We start from the raw sequence: 14,759 nt of genomic DNA, 5'->3' as shown, positions 1-14,759 counted from the left end.
AGACGCCAAGTTCACCTTCACCGGCAAAACCAAACTCACCAAAACGGACGAGGACAAGGAAAAGCCTGAGGCCGCGCTGACCTGATTTCCGCGGGAAAACTGCCGCGCAACACGCGAGGTGTTGCGCGGCTTCGGCGTGCAATTTGTCGATGTGAATTCGGCGGAGCCCGGAATTAAATCTTGATTTTCGGCCCTTTTGATAGTGCTCGTATCATTGACCTAGATTGGTTCAAAAACATATAGTTAACGATATCGTTCCCACTAGTACCGCAGACGCTGGAGGTGTCTGGATTGAGCGCCATCAAAGAGACGTATGAATCACTGAACCTAGAACCGAAGCCGATCCGCCCGCACATCCTTGCTGCCGCGACCGTTGCCTTCGGTGAGGATTACTATGCGGCACGAAAGGAGACCATCAACCTCTCCGGCTTCGTCCAACTGAACAAGTGGCCCATGCCCGGATTCGAGCACCGCGTCGACGAAAAGGGTTACGCGGAGTTCCAAACCGAGTTGATCTCAGCACCCGAGGTCGGCATCAAGGGCTTCAGCTACGAGTTGGACGACCGCATCCAGGTGCTGTCCAACCCGTTCCTACCCAACACTGGTCACGTCCGGCAGATCACGCCCGGCAAGAACTTCCCCGCGGAGTTCAACATTCGCCGGTTCGGCATCCTGGAGTCCAGCACGCTGCGCCTGGCGCATCGCAACGTGATCGACATCTATGGTGTCGTCGACCATATCCCGCCGTTCAAGAAGCCACTGACCGGCCCGTACCTGGGCAAGCCGCGTGGTGACGGTCCGTTCGATGTCATCGTGGGGCCCAACGTGGTCAAGGGAACCACCCTCCCCGAGGCCTGGTACCCCGCCAACGACGACAACGAGCCGGTGGGCATCACGCCGAGCATGTTCTTCATGCCCAGCGCCGGCCCGTGCATCTCCATGCTGGTCGACCCTTCGATGATCATGCAGGTCTCGTTGGAGGGCCAGGCCAAGCTGGAGGTGGGCGGCAAAGAAGTCACCGTCGATCTGGCCGGTGACTACAAGAACGCGGCAGGCACGGAGATCCTGCTGTTCGGACCGGAGAAGCACGACGAGGGCACCGGTGTGCTGGCCCAGATTTCGCGGATCGCGATCTCCGGCCACTGCGCCGCTCTCGGCGGGCGCGTGATGCTACGAGTGAGCTTCCCGCGTCCCTCCGGTGGCACGCTCGGCGAAGGCACCGAAGACAGCCTGAGCCGCATCCGCTACCCGAGCGAACTGCACATCGACACCGAGTTCGAGCTGGTCACGCCCGACGTGACGCTCTACGCGACGAACCCGGTGCACGTGTTCGGCAAGCTGGGCAGCATGGAGGCCACCGGGACCGAGCTGCAGATGAACGGCACGGACACCGCGCTGGTCACCACGGCGGACGAGGTCAAGGCCAGGCTCACGGGCATCAATCTGGTCATGCGTGATTCATTTGTCGGCGAGCACGCGGCCGTCAACGTGTAGGTGGGGCTTTCCCGGGCGGTCGTCGCTTGACGCCGGCCGCTCGGGTGAGTTTCCTAGAGTTATCAATAGTGATAGTTCGGCCTTGCTGGTCCCTCTCCGCGCCAAACGAGAGGGACCAGCACCCACGACCGGCGGGAGGCATCATGGATCCGTTGATCCTGCTCATGCACCAGGTGATGCTGTCCGATCGCCCACGGATGAACGCCTACGATCAGGCGCTCGCGCAGGCGGTCGAGCCCGGCTCGGTCGTGATCGACGTCGGCGCCGGAACGTTGGCGCTGTCGCTGCTGGCGCTGAAACACGGTGCCGCGCATGTGTACGCGATCGAAGCGGACCCGGACATGGCGGCGGTCGCCGAACGCATCATCGCGACCAACGACCTGAAGGACCAGCTCACCCTGATCCAGGGTGACGCGCGCGCGGTCCGGTTACCGCGCAAGGCCGATGTCATCGTCTCGGAGATGATGGGCAATCTCGGCCCGGAAGAGAACATGACGCGGGTGCTGGACAGCGTTGCCCGCAAGAACCTGCGGCCGAACGGCCGGATCATCCCGCAGGGGCTGAACACCACGCTGGCCGCGATCCAGTTCGACGACGAAGGCTGGGGATTGTGGGGGCAGGATTTTCACGGCTTCCGGCTGGACGCCGTGCAGGAATTCGCCGAACCGCACGCCCAGCTGCACTTCTTCCAGCGGGCGCCGCGGCTGCTCAGCGATCCCGTGCCGATCGCGGATCGCGTGCGCCTGCCGATCACCCGGTCCGGCAGCCTGCACGCCGTCATGGGATTCTTCACCGCCGATCTCATCGACGGCGTCTCCCTGTCGAATTTCCCGTCGTACCAAGGCTGTAACTGGGCGGTGTGGATCTGGCCGCTGCGGCACACCCCGGTGACCGCCGGCGATGCCGTCCAGGCGACGGTGCACCGGCCGTCCGGCTCCGCCCGGTCCCGGGTGGCCACCGAATGGCGACTGGACTGCACGATCGCCCGAGGAGGGGAAAGCTGATGCCGATCTCGGTCGGAACGGTGCGTGACATCCCGGTGCGCGCGCTGAAGCTGTGCGGACTGACCTGGTCGGGGGATCTGCTCTGGTTCTCCGAGGGCGTGCTCAACCAGATCATCGCGATCGACCCGGCGACGGGCGCGGTCGAACACCGAATCCCTTGCGCGGCAGTCCGATCGGACTTGACCACGTTGGCCGGACACCTGATCCAGGTCGTCGGCGACGATCGGGTCTTGCGCGTGATCGATCCGCTGACCGCCGACACGGTCGCCGAGTTGCCGAATCCCCGTCCGGGCCAAGGGTTGTACGGACTCGAAGCGGCCCAGCACGGGATGTGGTTCGGTTACGAGGATCGGAAGGCGATCGATCTGCGCACGACCGACGGGCTGCAGCTGATCGACACCATTCCGGTGAGTGCCCGGCCCGCCGGCGTCACCGTCTCCGACAACTACCTCGCCTACGCCGACTACCACGGCGCCATGATCAATCTGGTCAGCCTGGAGACCCGTCGCGAGGTCGCGTCGTACCATGTCGCCGGCAATCCGACCGGACTGACCTGGGACGGCAGCCGGATCTGGTACTGCGATCACACCACCCTGCAGCTGCGGGCGATCATGGTGCCCGGCATCAGCGCGCAGTAGCCGGTGGCCCCTGCGTCACGTCCAGATCGCGCTGAAGGTCGCTGGGCAGCAACGGATTACGGAGCAGGCCCTGATACCGTTCGGCAACAGGCTGATTCGCCGGCCCGGCGGCCAGCCACGCACCGACCAACCGGGCTCCCTCGATGTAGGTGACCGTGTACGCCCGCCACAGCGGGTCGGTCAGGAAGCTCACCATGTGCTGGGCCCGGTCGCGCGGAAGCAACAGCCACCGTTGGAGATAATCGGTGACCTCGTCGACGTCGGCCCCGCGGTCGTGCAGCATGATCGCCGCGTCCTGGCGCGCCGGCAACAGCCGCCGAACCAGCGTCAGCACCTGCTCGACCAGCTCGCCGTCGGTGTGGATCCCCTCGGCGGCAAGGATTTTCGCTGTCCAGTCGCCCCACCCCGGGCCAAGCACGGCCGCGAGCGCGAGTTCGGCGGCGCCTTCGGAGATCAGGCACTGCGGAGTGTTCACCAGCGAGATGAGCTGCTCGGTGTGTCCGTGCTCGCGCACGAGCCCGGCCTCCTTGAGACAGTGATCGGTGTGGTGGCCCGGATACGACTCGTGGGTGACCAGGGTCGGCAGGGCGCCGATCGCGCGCCCGGCCTCGTCGTTGAGCACGACCTTCGAGCGGAAGCCGCCCAGATACCGATTGAAGGCGTTCCACGGCTTGCCGTGCACCACTTCGTAATCGACGCACTCGCCATCCGGCAGGCCGAACAGGGGGCGGGCTAGCCCGCGTAGTTCATCGGAGACGGCTTGTACGGCGTGCTGCAAGCGGTCCGGTGGAATGCGGTTGCGCTCGTAGTACGCGTCGAGCCGCTCGTGCATGCCGCCGCTGCCGGGGAGCAACTCGGCGATCGCGTCGTGCACGGTCGCGTAGGACTCGGGATCGCCGAGGGCGATGTCGACGTCGAAGTACTGGCGGATCTCGTCCAAGAACGGGATGTCCGTGCCGGACAGCCGTTTTCCCACACATTCCAGCGCCGTGAGTTGCGCCGACAGATACCGCTGCCGCGGGTCGGGCAGGCCGGAGTCGGCGAGTTCGGCCCGCAGCCGGGCCGCCTGCCGAACCAGCTCGTCCGGATCGGCGGGCGGTTCCGCGTCCACTCGGGCGGAGAGCCGCGGATCGCCGAACCAGCAGTCGACGAAACCGTCGATCAGTCTGCCCAGGCGCAGCCCCAGCAGCAGGTACTCGCGGACCACCGGCTCGTCGGCCGGAATGTCGTTGCCGGGCATGCTCATTCGGCGGTGTCGAGCCAGAGATTGGACAGGTCGAACCAGCGATCGATGGTGGGCATGGCGATCGCGTTGCGCACCCGGGCGCCCTTGATATGCGGAATGGTCGGCGCGTGCACCAGGATCGGCACGATCGCCGCGTCCCGCATCACCTGGAGATCCACCGCGTGCCACGCCGCGTGCGCATCGGCCGGATCGGTCGCCGAGAGCGCCTGGTCGATCATGCGGTCGACATCGGGGTTGCTGTAGCAGCCGTAGTTGCCGGTGCCGCGAACCTCGTTGGTCTGCAACATCGGTTGCAGGAAGGCGCGCCCGTTGTTGCCGAACCAATCCGGCGTCCACGCCGGTGTCGAGATGTCCCACGCGCCGGCCCGCGCATTCGCCGGGTCCCGGAGGAAGGGGTAGAAGTCGGTGTGCCCCAGCGCGACCGAACGCAGCGTGATGCCGATCTTCGCGAGGTCGGTGGTCAGTGCGTCGGCGACTTCGGGGTTCGCGTCCACATCGCGATGCGCGATCGTCAGCGTCAGTCCGTCCGGATACCCCGCCGCGGCGAGCAGCGCGCGCGCCCGCTCCGGATCGCCTCGATCGCCCGGCGTCGCATAGAGATCGAAGTCCTCGTAGCCGTAATTTCCCGGCGGGATGGCCGAGCGGGCGGGCCACATCACCGTGCCGACGCTCAACTTGTCGAAGATGTCGACCATCGTCGCCTTGTTGACCGCGAAGGAGATCGCCTGGCGCACTTCGGGTTTGCCCATGGCGCCGCCGGCGTTCGGGCTGACCGTGTTGAACACGAGGTAGGGATTCAACGCGTAGCCGAGGTTGTTGCCCGGATCGGTGGGGTTCTCGTCGTAGGTCTCGGTGACCGGGGACGCCCAGGACAGGTCCGCGTGTCCGGCTCTGATCCGCTGCCCGACCTGCTCCGGCGTCGCCTTCTCCATGACGACCTCGACGCCGTCCAGATATTGGTGCCGCACCGGATCGGTGTCCTGCTGCCACACCGGGTTCCGGGCCATGCGCAGGTCCACGCCGTGGCGGTAGTGGGTCAGCCGGTACGGCCCCAGTGACCTGACATTGCGCCGGAATTCGGGGCTGTCGGGGACGAACTCGTCGTACTCCACCGGGGCCGGGGACGCGAACATCATCGAGATGATGTGGATGAAATCGAGGGCAGGCCGGATCAACTCGAACACCAGGGTCCGATCGTCGACCGCGGTGATCCCCGGAATGTCGCGGGAGTTCTGGAACCGCGCCAGCTCGGCCGGCGCCGGATTCCGTTGGGGCACTGCGGCGGCGTAATCGTCACAGTATTCGGCTACGCCCTTGATGGTGCTGGTGTAGTAGTGGATCGCGCCGGCCCGGAGCACCGGGTTGCACATGCGTTTGAACCCGCGGACGAAGTCGTGTGCGGTCACCTCGCGCGGCGGGTCGGTGTCCCAGTGGACCCCTCGGCGCAGGCGCACGGTATAGGTCAGGTGGTCGCGACTGAGACCGCCGTTGTCGACCGTGGGGACCTCGAGCGCGACATCGGGCACCGGCGTCACCTGGTTCCAGTCGCGCAGGTGCGCGACCGGGCGATAGGTGAACAGCTGGCGGGTGAACAACCTGATGATCTGCCCGGACAGCATGTAGTAGGAACTCGCCGGATCCACATGATCCATGCTTCCGGGTCCGTACAGGCGCAAGGTGCCGCCGTACCGGGGTTGATCACCGCTCATTGCTCTGACCTCCTGGTTCGGACCGTCCCGAAAGATCCTCTAGATCACTATATGTAATAGAAGTATACTTTGGGGCGGGATACGGAAAGGCGGTGTCGCAGTGTGGGAATCGACGATTCGCGCAAGCTCTGCCGAGGACCGGGCGCCCCGGCGCGGCGGCACGCTCACCCTGGTCGGGGCCGGCGACGTCGACTATCTCGACCCCGCGCTGGCCTATCACACGGCGACCCGCGGCATCATCCGCGCCTACACCCGGCAACTGGTCGGCTGCGTGGCGAGCCGCAATCGCGAGGAGGCCGGAAAGATCGTCCCGGACCTGGCTATCGCTGTGCCGACCGTGGCGAACGGCGGGATCAGCACGGACGGCAGGCAATACCGGTTCACCCTCGCCGAAGACCTGCGGTGGAGCACGCCGTCGGGCATTCGCCCGCTGGTCGCCGGCGATATCGTCCGCGGGATCAAGCGCCTGGCTCACCCGCTGGCGAGCAGTCCCGGCCTGGCCTACTACCTGAGCACGATCGACGGCATGGTCGAGTTCCGCAACGCGATGGCGGGCACGTCACCGGACGCCCTCGCGGATCGGCTGGAGCACACCGAGATTCGCGGTATGCGCGCGGTGGGGGACCGGGAGATCCGGTTCACCACCCGGCATCCGGCCTCCGACTTCTTGAACATGCTCGCCCTGCCGTTCGCCACACCGGCGCCGATCGAGTACCTCGATTTCGTCCCCGGCAGTCCCGAACTCAACCACGTGCTGGCCTCGAACGGCCCGTACCGGGTGGCGAATTACGTTCCGGGAGAACAGATCGTGCTCGAGCGCAATCCCGCCTGGGAACCGAGGTCCGACCCGCTGCGGGCCGCCCACGTGGACACCATCGTGGTGCGCGAGGGAATGTCCGAGCGTGCTGCCCACGAGCTGGTCGCCACCGGCATGGCCGACATGCTGTGGGACATTCAGCCGCTCACCGAGGAACTCCCGCCGCTGCTCGGCGACCATGATCCGCGACTGGAGGTCTATCCGGCCGGATTGCTGAGTCCCTATATCCTGATCAACTTTTCGCGTCCGGTCATGGCCGACCGGCAGGTCCGCGTCGCGTTGCAGTACGCGGTGGACAAGGCCGCGGTGTCGAAGGTGTGGGGTGGTCCGCGGCTGAACGACATCGCCGACCAGATCCTGCCTCCGCTGTGCACCGCCCACCGCGAATTCCGTCCGTACCGGACCGACGGCGGCCGTGGCGATCCGGAACTGGCCAGGCAGTTGCTCGCCGACGCCGGATACCCGAACGGCCTCACGCTGCGGCTGGTCTTCCGCGACCGCGACATCCACCCGGAGACGGCCGAGGCGGTCAAGGTGGCGCTGGCCCGGGCGGGCATTTCCGTTGAGCTGGTAGGAGTTTCGATCAACGAACTCTTCACCGACTACTTCTCCGGCTCGGCTACGGGCAAGAGCTGGGACATCGCCCTCACCGGCTGGGAACCGGACTGGTACGGCAACAACGCCAGAACCTATCTGCAACCCCTGTTCGACAGCCGGGGTGTGGTCGAGGACGGCGACTGGGGCTCGAACTTCGGCCGCTATCGCAACGAGAAGGTCAACGAGTTGCTCAGCGCCGCACTCACTTCGGCGGACGAGAAGCGGGCAGGCGAGCTCTTCCGCCGGATGGAGGCCGAGGTGTTGCTGGACGCCGCGGTGGTGCCCGTGCTCTTCGCACACCAGTACTGGTTTCATGCCACGACCGTGCGGAACTGGCTGCCCTACCCGGTGCTCAACGGCGATCTGACCAACTTGTGGCTCGAGGGAAAGGGCTGTTGACATGCTCGAATGACCCACAGCGACACCCATCCACCGTTATTGTGGCTCCGAACTACTATCGAAAGATTTACTGAATCTCAGTGAACAGGAGACACACTATGGTTGCGCCGCAGTCGATCCAACCGCCCTCGGTGGACGTCCGCATGCTGATCCGCCGCCCACCGCACGACGTCTTCGAGGCCCTGGCCGACCCGTCGATAACGACCAGGTTCTGGTACACGAAGAGCAGCGGCCGCATGGCCGAGGGCGCCGAACTCACCTGGGAATGGGAAATGTACGGCGCGACGCGCACTATCCGGGTGGAAAAGGTCGACATCGACAGCAGGATCCAATTCACCTGGGACAATTACAATCCCGACCACCCGACCACCGTGGAATTCTCGCTGACTCCGTATGAAAACGACGCGACATATCTGCAAATAACGGAGAATGGATACAGCGGCGACCTCCAAGCCCAGGTCGATGCCGTACGGGATTCCACCGCCGGTTTCGCCTTTTTCGTCAGCGGTTTGAAGGCGGCGCTCGAGCAGGACATCACCCTCGGGCTGGTGCAGGACGAGCATCCGCCGAACCTGTAGCTGTCTCGATCGATAACTCGTAGGTGAGTTGGACGGTTAGTGGGTGACGTCGCGATGCGGGTGCCGACATTAATTCGTCATAGCAGTATCGAAGTGCAGAAGGATGAGCAAGATGGAATTCACCTACACCACCCGCATCGCGACGACACCCGAACAGCTGTGGGCAGCACTGACCGAGCCGGACTTCACTCGCCGATATTGGTTCGGCGTCGCCATGCAATCCGATTGGCGAGTGGGGTCACCGGTCAAATGGCAGAACATGCCGACCGAGGAATTCCAGGATCTGGGGCAGGTCGTGCTGGCCGCGGACCCGCCGCGGCTGCTCACCTACAGCTGGCACCTGCTGCAACCCGCGCACGCCATGCTCTTCGGCTGGACGGCCGAGGAACTCGCCGAGTACATGAAGGAACCGCGCACCAAGGTCACCTTCGACCTCGAGCCCGAGGGCGACGGCAAGGTCCGCCTGCTGGTAACCCACGACGGCTTCGAGCCGGGCAGCGTCATGTATCGCGCGATCAGCGGCCAGCTCGAGGGCAGCGGTGGCTGGCCCGGGCTGATGAACAACCTCAAGGCGCTGCTGGAAACCGGCACGGTGCTGGCCACCGTGCCGTCGGCCGCCCACACCGCGCACGGCGATGCGTAACCCGCGCGGCCCGATTCAGAAAGCGGCGAACCGATGACCACGATTTCCCGACAGCCGACCCTCACTCCCGGCGGTAAGCCGCTGCTCGGCCACGGACTCGAAATGAAGCGAAGCCCGGGTGATCTGCTGCTGTCCTTGCAGTCCGGCGATCCGGTGACCGTGATCCGCCTCGGCCGCCGGCCGATGTATGTGGTCAACGACGCCGATCTGATGCGCCAGATCATGCGCACCCCGGAGATATTCGCCAGGGGCGGGCCGATCACCGAACGGTTCCGGGTCATGTTCGGCAACGGCCTCGGCATCTCCGACGGCGCGTTCCATCGGCGCCAGCGCCGCCTGCTCCAGCCCGCGTTCCATCGCAACCGGATCGTCCACTACTGCTCGCTGATCAGCGGATTGGTCGTGCAGACGAGCGATGCCTGGTCCGACGGCGAGACCATGCGGGTCGAGCGGGTGATGGACGAACTCGCCCTGGCCAACGTGACCCAGGTGATCTTCGCGCCGGGCACCGCACTGGATCAGCGCCGGTTCATGGACGCCACGGGCACCGTGCTCGGCGGGCTGTTCCGGCGGATGACGGACGCCACCGGCCTGCTGACGAAGCTGCCGACCGCGGCGAATCGGCGATACCGGGAGTCGGAGGCCTATCTGCGGCGGACCATTCACGAGACGATCCGGCAGTATCGGGCCGACGGCGTGGATCGCGGCGATCTGTTGTCGATGATGCTGTTCGCCCACGACGACGACGGCCGGCCGAGCATGAGCGATCAGCAGATCCACGACGAGGTGCTGACCTTCTTCATCGCCGGCAGCAATACGATCAGCAATACCCTGGCGTGGGCGTTCCACGAGATCGCCACCCATCCGGAGGTCGAGCGGCAACTGCACGAAGAAGTGGACCGGGTACTGGCCGGCGGGGCGGCCGGATTCGATGCGGTCGGCCAATTGGAATACACCCGCCGGGTGCTCACCGAAACGCTGCGCCTGCGCACGCAAGGTTTCTTCCAGACCAGGCAGACCACTCAGGACACCGAACTCGGCGGCTATCACATTCCGGGTGACGAGGCGGTGCTCTACAGCTTCTACGCGCTCATGCACAATCCGGAGATCTTCGCCGACCCGGAGCGATTCGATCCGGACCGCTGGCTACCCGATCGCCTGACCGCGACCCAGCGCAATTCGTTCATGCCGTTCGGCGCCGGCGTCCACGGCTGTATCGGTGACACGTTCTCCTGGGCCGAATTGATCATCGTGCTCGCGACCATCGCCGCACGCTGGCGATTGGTGTCCGTGCCGGGGCATCAGCCCCGGCCGAAACCGGCGGTCACCATGCCGGTGGACGCGCTTCCGATGACCGTGCATCGAAGGCGCGTCCAGACGGGCTAGCGGTTACAGTTCGCCGGCGATGTGATTCCCACGCGCGGCCGGATCGTCGCTGAGCCAGAATTCCCTGGAGGCCAGCACGTATTCATCCGTGGTGACGAATCCATCGCCGTCGGCGTCCAAGAGGGCGAATGCCTTGTTCGTCTCCTGTTCGGACATTCCGCCTTTGATCTGTGCGGCCATCATTTCGGGCGCGGTAATTCGCCCGTCCTGGTCTTTGTCGGCGGCGTCGAACACCGCCATGCTGAACGGTATGGCGGCAGTTTCGACGAATTCCGGAAAATCCGGATGATCGCCCCACGCCACCCACTCGTCGATGTTCACCTTTTTCTCGCCGTCGGCGTCCACCGTTCCCGGAATATCCCGGAACATTCGGTTGGCCTGTCGGTGAATTCTGCTCCACTCCGCCGAGAGCGGTGGGAGTTCGTATGTGTCGCACCACATCTGGGCCAGCGCCGTGACGTCGAGTTCGTCCATGACGCCGTCCTGGTCGACATCTAATGCGCCGAAAAACCTGCGGAGTTTGTTTGTTCTAAGTGCACTGGGCATCGCGTTACCGCCGTATATTCGAACCGGATGGTGTGGAGTGCTGCTGATAGTCGATCAGTGGCGAATGCTATCATCTTGTATACCTATCTTACTACAGGAGGCTGGAGTGACGATCCGTGAATCCGGATATCACTGCGATGTAGTGATCGTCGGCGGCGGCGCCGCGGGCTTGAGCGCCGCTTTGATGCTCGCCCGGGCGCGATATTCGGTCGTTGTCGTGGACAGCGGCCGGCCGCGCAACGCCACCGCCGCACACATGCACGGGTTCTTGAGCCGCGACGGCATGCCGCCGGGGGACTTGCTCGCGGCGGGTCGCGCCGAGATAGGGCAGTACGGCGCGGAATTCGTCACCGGTGTGGCGACGGGGGTGACGGCGTCGGAGGACGGGGTCAGCGTGGAGGTCGCCGATTCCGGCACCATTCGCGGCCGCCGCCTGCTCGTCACGACCGGTCTCACCGATGATCTGCCCGAACTCCCCGGGCTCGCCGAGCGGTGGGGCCGGGACGTGCTGCACTGTCCGTTCTGTCACGGCTGGGAGGTGCGCGATCAGGTCATCGGCGTGCTGTCCACCACCCCGATGTCCATGCACCAGGCCACGCTGTTCCGGCAGTGGTCGCCGCACCTTCGTTTCCTGTCGCACACCGGCCCGGCGCTGAGCGACACCGAGGTCGAAGAGCTGACCGCTCGCGATATCGAGATCATCCCCGGCGAGGTGGTCGGGTTGCAGATCACCGATGATCGCCTGACCGGCGTCGAACTGGCCACCGGTACGGTGGTCGAGTTGCAGGCGCTGGTGTGCGGTCCGCGGTTCTCCGCGCGCGGTGACCTGCTCGCCCCGCTCGGCTTGACCCCGACCGCGCACATGAGCGGGATCGGCGACTACATCGCCACCGACGCCACCGGCCGCACCGCCGTGCCGGGGATCTGGGCGGCAGGCAACGTGGCCGATCCGGCCAAACAGCTGATCGGCGCCGCGGCGCAGGGCGCCGAGGTCGCGGTCGCGATGATCGACGATCTGATCTCGGACGACGTGCGCGGCGCCGTCGCCGCCCGGCGAGCAGCCGTCGGCTCGAAGTAGCCGACCCGGCGCCGGGGGCGGTCGGCCACCGGCGCCGGCGGTCGTCACGGAGCCGGCGCGTAGGCCCGCGGCCGCTCGATGGCGACCGAGACGAACGCGGTGGCCAGCGCGAGCGACGCGACGACCACGCCGACCCAGATCACATCGGTGATCGCCGCGTGCGCGATCACGACGCCGCCGATCAACGGACCGATCGCGTTGCCGATGTTGAAGGCGGACATGACAATTGCCACGGCAAGCGTCGGCGCGCCCACCGCGAAACCGATCACCCGCGAGCTGAGCGCGGCGGTCATCGAGAACGCGCACACGCCGAGGATGGTGACCGCGGCGGCCGCCGCGATCCCGTGGTGCACGACGGCCCGCAGCACCAGCATCATGACGATCATGGCGATCAGGCTGCCGATGACGTTCTTCATCGCGTTCCACTGGGCCAGCCGGCCACCGAGGGTGTTGCCGGCGAACAACCCGACACCGAACAGGAACAGCACGATCGGGACCTGATGCACGCTGAAGCCGCTGGCCTCGGTGAGCAGCGGCTGGACGTAGGCGTACACGCTGAACAGCGCCGTCTCGAACAGCACCGTGGTGGCGAGGGCGACGAACACCCGAACCTGGACCAGCGACCGCAGTTCGCGGGCGACCAGCGTGCGCAGCGGGACCTCGGGCCCGCGGTCGCGCGGCAGCCTGGGCACGAAGAACAGGACGAGCGTGGCGCCGATCGCGCTCATCACGCCGATCATCACGAAGATGACCTGCCAGCTGAACAGCGCGCCGACCAGACTGCCGAGCGGCACGCCCGCCACATTCGCCAGCGTCATGCCGCCGAGGATCACCGCGATCGCCTGCGGCATCCGGCCGGGACCGGCGAGCGCGACGGCCATCACCTGCGCGACGGTCAGCGCGGTCGCGCAGGCCATGGCCGCGATCACCCGCATGGTGAACATGAGACCGAAGACCGGGATCACCGTCAGCAGGTCGGAGACGCAGAAGACGACCATCGCGCCCAGCAGCACGGTCTTGCGGTCGCGTCCGAGGGTCAGCACGGCCATCGTCGGCGCGCCGACCAGCATGCCGATCGCGAACGCGGTGATCAGTTGCCCGACCTGGGGCACCGAGACCCCGAGCGAGCCGGCGATCTGATCGACCAGCCCGGACACGATGAATTCCGAAGTGCCCAGGGCGAATACGCTGATCCCCAGGACATACACCCCGATCGGTAGGCGTTTGTTCGTGTGGGGCTCCGCGGCGGTGTGATCTTCTTGCGTAGTCGATTTGAGCAGCCGTCGTCGGATCTCGGACACGCTCGATCACACTCCTTGTTCATCTGGTGGGAGCCGCTGACCTCATGGCTTCTGGCACACAATCAGGTAGTAACCGATCTTTTCCCGGCAGAGTTCGAACATGGTCGTCATGCCGGACTGGAAGGCGTCGATCCGATCTTTTCCGTACGCTGCGGCCAATTCCTCCCGCTGGTCCCCGAGTCGTTGCAGGAAATCGCCGTAGAACCGGCGCACCTGATCGCTGCAATCGAGTTCCTCCAGCACCTCGAATCCGGCCGTGACCGCGGGTGCCACCGCCGCGGCCATGCTGGTCGGCGGATCCGGAACGGTATTCGCGCGCAACACCTCCCGCTGAGCCGCCGTCATGTCCGCGATCGCCGGGTATTCCGAGTACACGACCCGGCTGCCCGGGCGCAGCACCCGGAACATCTCGTCGAACCATTGACGCTTGTCCAGGGCGTTGGGCACCGAATCGAAGGCGATGGCGGCATCGAACTCGTTGTCCGGGAAGGGGAGTGCGGCGGCGTCGGCCCGGGTGATCGACATCCGCTCGGACAGGCCGGCGAACGCGATGTTCTTGGTGGCCTCCTGAACTTCCCAGCCGCTCACCGTGATTCCGCTGACCGATACGCCGAGGCGATCGGCCAGGTAGATCGCCGGTTCGGCCACGCCGCACCCCACATCGAGGAGATGCTGGCCCGGATGCAGGGGTAGTCGTTCGGCGATCATCCGGGTGAGCCTGGTCATGGCCTCGAGGAACGGCGTGTCGTCTTGGTCGTCGTCCCAGTACCCGAGGTGCAGGTTTCCCCCGACGAGCTCGACCAGCTCGCCGACACCGTCGTAGTACTCGGCGACCTCGTCGGTCAGCTCGATTGATTTCTCGGCCATGATGACCTCCGCGCTCTCGTGCCGGTCCGCCGTTGGTCAGCGCGTTCCAGGGGGTTGCCGACACTGCCTACGGATAAAAATTCTACTATAATAATTTATAGCTAGTTGGTGACTTCGGCTGCCCGGCAGTGGAATCGGCGCGTGCATCTCAGCGATCTCCCTCCTCGGCCGCGCGTTTGATCGCCGACAGCCGGCGTTCCCAGCGGCCGGCGAGTTCGGCAAGCCAATCGGCGGATTCATTGAGGGGTTCCGGACTGATCCGGTAGAGCACTTCACGTCCCGCACGGCGACCCGTGACGAGCCCCGCGTCCTCGAGGACGATCAGGTGTTTGGCCACGGCCTGCCGGGAAACGGGCAGGTGGGCCGCGAGTGTGGTGGCGCTGGCCAGCCCCTCCTCGACCAGGGTGTCGAGCAGCAGGCGACGGGTCGGATCGGCGAGCGCGAGCAGAATCGTGC

General features: G+C 65.6%; 14 protein-coding genes. 8 read left to right on the top strand and 6 right to left on the bottom strand.

Annotated elements, in window-relative coordinates; all coding sequences use genetic code 11:
• The first annotated feature begins 291 nt into the window (after window positions 1-291).
• From F3087_RS37650 to F3087_RS37640, 3 genes are all read left to right on the top strand, one after another.
• Window positions 292-1,494: a DUF6004 family protein gene (locus F3087_RS37650; RefSeq protein ID WP_150406917.1), complete on the top strand. Its 1,203-nt coding sequence runs from the start codon at window positions 292-294 to the stop codon at window positions 1,492-1,494.
• Window positions 1,495-1,637: 143 nt separating this feature from the next.
• Window positions 1,638-2,498, top strand: coding sequence for a methyltransferase domain-containing protein (locus F3087_RS37645; RefSeq protein WP_150406916.1), 861 nt, complete (start codon window positions 1,638-1,640; stop codon window positions 2,496-2,498).
• On the top strand, window positions 2,498-3,136 hold the full coding sequence (locus tag F3087_RS37640; RefSeq protein ID WP_150406915.1) for an NHL repeat-containing protein: 639 nt from the start codon (window positions 2,498-2,500) through the stop codon (window positions 3,134-3,136). Before F3087_RS37645 ends, F3087_RS37640 begins: the two co-directional genes overlap by 1 nt.
• Here F3087_RS37640 and F3087_RS37635 read toward each other — a convergent pair.
• The gene (locus F3087_RS37635; protein WP_150406914.1) at window positions 3,123-4,382 is read right to left on the bottom strand and encodes a DUF885 domain-containing protein; all 1,260 of its coding nucleotides are present in this window, start codon (window positions 4,380-4,382) and stop codon (window positions 3,123-3,125) included. The two genes, F3087_RS37640 and F3087_RS37635, sit on opposite strands and share 14 nt — an antisense overlap.
• Window positions 4,379-6,091 carry an ABC transporter substrate-binding protein gene (locus F3087_RS37630; RefSeq protein ID WP_150406913.1) on the bottom strand — a complete coding sequence of 571 codons (1,713 nt, stop codon included), beginning with the start codon at window positions 6,089-6,091 and terminating at the stop codon, window positions 4,379-4,381. The genes F3087_RS37635 and F3087_RS37630 overlap by 4 nt, the downstream gene beginning before the upstream one ends.
• Window positions 6,092-6,191: 100 nt before the next feature.
• Here F3087_RS37630 and F3087_RS37625 point away from each other — a divergent pair, with 100 nt between their 5' ends.
• The 4 genes from F3087_RS37625 (at window position 6,192) to F3087_RS37610 (ending at window position 10,511) form a co-directional block, all read left to right on the top strand.
• Window positions 6,192-7,904, top strand: a complete 1,713-nt coding sequence (locus F3087_RS37625; protein ID WP_150406912.1) for an ABC transporter substrate-binding protein — start codon at window positions 6,192-6,194, stop codon at window positions 7,902-7,904.
• A gap of 98 nt (window positions 7,905-8,002) precedes the next feature.
• On the top strand, window positions 8,003-8,482 hold the full coding sequence (locus F3087_RS37620) for an SRPBCC family protein (RefSeq protein WP_150406911.1): 480 nt from the start codon (window positions 8,003-8,005) through the stop codon (window positions 8,480-8,482).
• 103 nt (window positions 8,483-8,585) lie between these two features.
• Window positions 8,586-9,125 (top strand): SRPBCC family protein, encoded by a 540-nt coding sequence (locus F3087_RS37615; protein WP_150406910.1) that lies wholly within the window; start codon window positions 8,586-8,588, stop codon window positions 9,123-9,125.
• Between the two features lie 33 nt (window positions 9,126-9,158).
• Window positions 9,159-10,511 (top strand): cytochrome P450, encoded by a 1,353-nt coding sequence (locus tag F3087_RS37610; RefSeq protein ID WP_150406909.1) that lies wholly within the window; start codon window positions 9,159-9,161, stop codon window positions 10,509-10,511.
• 3 nt (window positions 10,512-10,514) lie between these two features.
• Here the strand turns inward: F3087_RS37610 and F3087_RS37605 are convergent, their stop codons facing one another.
• Window positions 10,515-10,985, bottom strand: a complete 471-nt coding sequence (locus F3087_RS37605) for an EF-hand domain-containing protein (RefSeq protein WP_223885650.1) — start codon at window positions 10,983-10,985, stop codon at window positions 10,515-10,517.
• Between the two features lie 178 nt (window positions 10,986-11,163).
• Here F3087_RS37605 and F3087_RS37600 point away from each other — a divergent pair, with 178 nt between their 5' ends.
• The gene (locus F3087_RS37600) at window positions 11,164-12,135 is read left to right on the top strand and encodes an NAD(P)/FAD-dependent oxidoreductase (protein WP_223885649.1); all 972 of its coding nucleotides are present in this window, start codon (window positions 11,164-11,166) and stop codon (window positions 12,133-12,135) included.
• 44 nt (window positions 12,136-12,179) lie between these two features.
• On the opposite strand, the gene F3087_RS37595 is transcribed toward F3087_RS37600, so the two are convergent.
• The 3 genes from F3087_RS37595 to F3087_RS37585 form a co-directional block, all read right to left on the bottom strand.
• Window positions 12,180-13,436, bottom strand: coding sequence for an MFS transporter (locus F3087_RS37595; RefSeq protein WP_150406906.1), 1,257 nt, complete (start codon window positions 13,434-13,436; stop codon window positions 12,180-12,182).
• 42 nt (window positions 13,437-13,478) lie between these two features.
• Window positions 13,479-14,303 (bottom strand): methyltransferase domain-containing protein, encoded by an 825-nt coding sequence (locus F3087_RS37590; RefSeq protein WP_150406905.1) that lies wholly within the window; start codon window positions 14,301-14,303, stop codon window positions 13,479-13,481.
• 148 nt (window positions 14,304-14,451) lie between these two features.
• Window positions 14,452-14,751, bottom strand: a complete 300-nt coding sequence (locus F3087_RS37585; protein ID WP_317983954.1) for an ArsR/SmtB family transcription factor — start codon at window positions 14,749-14,751, stop codon at window positions 14,452-14,454.
• Window positions 14,752-14,759: the final 8 nt, after the last annotated feature.

Source organism: Nocardia colli (genome assembly GCF_008704205.1).
In the GTDB taxonomy this organism is placed as follows: Bacteria; Actinomycetota; Actinomycetes; order Mycobacteriales; family Mycobacteriaceae; genus Nocardia; species Nocardia colli.
The sequence above is the reverse complement of the archived record's forward strand: the minus strand, read 5'-3'. Positions and strand labels throughout refer to the sequence as shown.